Source organism: Methylobacterium tarhaniae (assembly GCF_001043955.1).
GTDB classification, from domain to species: domain Bacteria; phylum Pseudomonadota; class Alphaproteobacteria; order Rhizobiales; family Beijerinckiaceae; genus Methylobacterium; species Methylobacterium tarhaniae.
Window position 1 is genome coordinate 1 of sequence record NZ_LABZ01000350.1, and the last position, 3,166, is coordinate 3,166.

Consider the following 3,166-nt stretch of genomic DNA (forward strand, 5'->3'; position numbering starts at 1 on the left):
AAAACCTAAGCGCGGCGGTATCACATCGAGGGGATCGGGCCCTTCAGACCGCCGCGGCCATGGCCTCGCCGAAGGACTGCACCAGGCGTCCCTCCAGCTTGCCGTCCATGGCGGAGAGGATCGCCATCGCGTCGGCCATCGGCATCGAGGGCTTGTAGGGGCGGCGCTCGGTGAGGGCGGCGTAGATGTCGCAGATGGTGAGCAGACGCACCATGTCGCCGATCTGGCCGCCGACGAGGCCGTCGGGGTAGCCGGAACCGTCGAGCATCTCGTGGTGGTGGCGCACCGCCGAGAGGGTCAGCGGGTCGCGCTCGCCGCCCTCCAGCAGCACCTCGTGGCCGATGGCCGCGTGGGTGCGCATCACCGCCATCTCGGACGGGTCGAGGCGGCCGGGCTTGTTGAGGATCTCGAGGGGAATGCGGGCCTTGCCGACATCGTGGATCAGCGCGGCCCGCACGAAGCGGAACTGGTCCTCGTGGCGGAACCCGAGATGCAGGGCGAATTGCGCGGAGAGGCCGGCCACCAGCAGGCAATGCTGGTAGGTGGCGTCGTCGTGGGTCCAGACCGTGTCGAGCCAGCGGGCGAGGCCGCCCTCCTGCACGGCCGTGAGGATCGGGCCGAGCCCGGCCTCGACGGTGCCCATGCGGATCGGCTGGCCGGCCCGGGCCTCGGCCATCAGGCCGTTCAGCGCCTCGCCGGCCCGGGCCACGCCCTGGCTCACCGCCCGCTCGGCGCCTCCGGCGACGATCCCGACCTGGTTGGCGAGCGCCGCCACGACGGTCTCGGGCGGCATGTAGGCCGGCATGCACACCGTCGCCCCGAGGGTCTTCGCGTGGCGCAGCGCGTCCTGGGTCGACTTGCGCAGGAGGCAGATCACCGGCAGGTTCCGGTCGGCGAAGCGGCGCTTGAGCGTGCGCAGGCAGTGGTCGGCCTCGGGCCGCGAGAGAGTCAGGTCGGAGACGACGCCGGCCAGCCTATGACGGTCCCGCCACGTCTCCTCGGGTCCGACGACATCGCAGAGCCCGATTGCCCGCAGGGCCGCGCTGATGGCAGCGCTGCGGTCCGGCCTGTCGGTCACGAGGACGAAGGTCCTCTCGTCGGGCATCGCATCCCTCCCGGCGGCCGCCCAGGCCCGCTCCCCTCCCCGATTACCCCGCCACTCCCGAACAAATGCTTACGGATTCGTGGAGTAACGACGGGCAGGCATCAACACCTCCCGGGCCTTCCGACGGCCGGCGGTGCCGCATCACCCAGCGGAGATGCGGCCCGGACGCGCCGCCGCGGCCCGTTCTCCTCCGGCGCAGGCCGGTGCGGGTTGCGCGACGCCCCCCGGGGATGATTGCCTGCGTCGATCACCTGACCGAACGTTATCGTCCTCGTAACTGTCGGGCGTTACGATCGCATTGCACTCGATCGAGTTGGGGCATTGCCGGAGCGCCGGTCGCCTGCCCGCAACCGGTCTCCGATCGCCGTGACCGGCCCGCAGCCCGCCGACCAGGGTTGCGGGTGCGGCTCCTCCTGACCGAAGGCCCCCATGTCGCTCAAGATCGCCGCCCGGATCCACGCCCTGACGGGCGTGGCGCTGATCGGGCTCGCCCTCATCCTCGGCCTCGCCGCCTACGACCTCGCGGGAGCGGTCACCAGCGCCCGGGCCCTCAAGACCAAGGACCTGGTGGACGCCGCCCACAGCATGCTCGCCCATTTCGAGGCCGAGGAGCGCGCCGGGCGGATGACCCGGGAGACGGCCCAGAAGACCGCGGCCGCGGCCGTCGCGCGCCTCCGCTACGGCAAGGACGAGTTCTTCTGGATCAACGACATGCAGTCCCGGCTGATCGCCCACCTCGATCCCCGGCTGGTCGGCCGGGACGTCAGCGGCCTCGCCGAGCCGTCGGGCCGCAAGTTCTTCGCCGAGATGATGCGCAAGATCGAAGCGGACGGGGCCGCCTTCGAGACCTACTGGTGGCCGAAGCCGGGCTCCGACGTGCCGGTCGAGAAGGTGTCCTACGCCCGCAGCTTCCAGCCCTGGGGCTGGGTCGTCGGCACCGGCATCTATGCCGACGACACCGCGGACCAGGTCCGCGACCTGCTGTGGAACCTGTTCGTCGGCGCCGCCGTGGTGGCGCTCCTCGTCGCCGCCGCCGCCACGTTGATCGGCCGCGGCATCGCCCGGCCGCTGCTCGGGCTGTCCGGCAGCATGGGCGCGCTCGCCGCCGGCCGGCTCGACGAGCCGGTGCCGGCGCAGGCGCGCCGCGACGAGATCGGCGCCATGGCGGCCGCCGTGCAGGTGTTCAAGGACGGGCTGATCCGCGCCCGCGCCCTGGAGGAGGAGACGGCGCTCGCCCGCGCCTCGGCCGAGGAGCAGCGCCACGCCGGCATGCGCCAGATGGCCGAGGCCTTCGAGCGGGCGGTCGGCGGCATCGTCGGGCAGGTCGCGGCCTCCGCCACCGAGCTGCAGGCCACCGCCGCCGTCATGACCGAGGGGGCCACCCGGACCGCCACCCAATCCACCGGCGTGGCCGCCGCGGCCGCCCAGACCGCCGCGAATGTCGGCACGGTCGCGGCGGCGGCCGAGGAACTCGGCGCCTCGGTCCAGGAGATCGGCCGTCAGGTCGACGGCTCGGCCCGGCTGGCGCAGGCGGCCGTCGCGGAGGCCGGGCAGACCGCGATCCAGGTGCGGGCTCTGACCGAGGCGACGGCGCGGATCGGCGACGTGGTCGGGCTGATCTCGTCGATCGCCGCCCAGACCAACCTCCTGGCGCTCAACGCCACGATCGAGGCCGCCCGGGCCGGAGCGGCGGGGCGCGGCTTCGCGGTGGTCGCGGCGGAGGTCAAGGAACTCGCCGGCCAGACCGCCAAGGCGACGGAAGAAATCACGAGCCAGATCGCGACGATCCAGTCCACGACCGGCCAGGCGGCGGGGGCGATCGGCCAGATCTCCGCCCGGATCGAGGAGATCTCAGGCGTCGCGACCTCGATCGCGGCCGCCGTCGAGCAGCAGGGAGCTGCGACCCAGGAGATCGTCCGCAACATCAGCCAGGCCGCTGCCGGCACCGACGAGGTGACCCACAACGCTGCCGCGGTGGCGAGCGTGGCCGAGCAGTCCGGGGTTTCGGCGGGGCAGGTTCTGTCGGCCTCCTCCGAATTGTCGCGCCAGTCCGAGCATCTC

At 72.7% G+C, this 3,166-nt stretch carries 2 protein-coding genes; one reads left to right on the top strand and one right to left on the bottom strand.

Annotated elements, in window-relative coordinates; all coding sequences use genetic code 11:
* Positions 1–43 precede the first annotated feature (43 nt).
* Positions 44–1,105 carry an HD-GYP domain-containing protein gene (locus tag VQ03_RS29855; RefSeq protein ID WP_048454564.1) on the bottom strand — a complete coding sequence of 354 codons (1,062 nt, stop codon included), beginning with the start codon at positions 1,103–1,105 and terminating at the stop codon, positions 44–46.
* A 429-nt stretch (positions 1,106–1,534) separates the two neighbouring features.
* On the opposite strand from VQ03_RS29855, the gene VQ03_RS29860 reads away from it, so the two are divergent.
* On the top strand, positions 1,535–3,166 hold a 1,632-nt coding region (locus VQ03_RS29860), incomplete at its 3' end, for a methyl-accepting chemotaxis protein (RefSeq protein WP_048454565.1).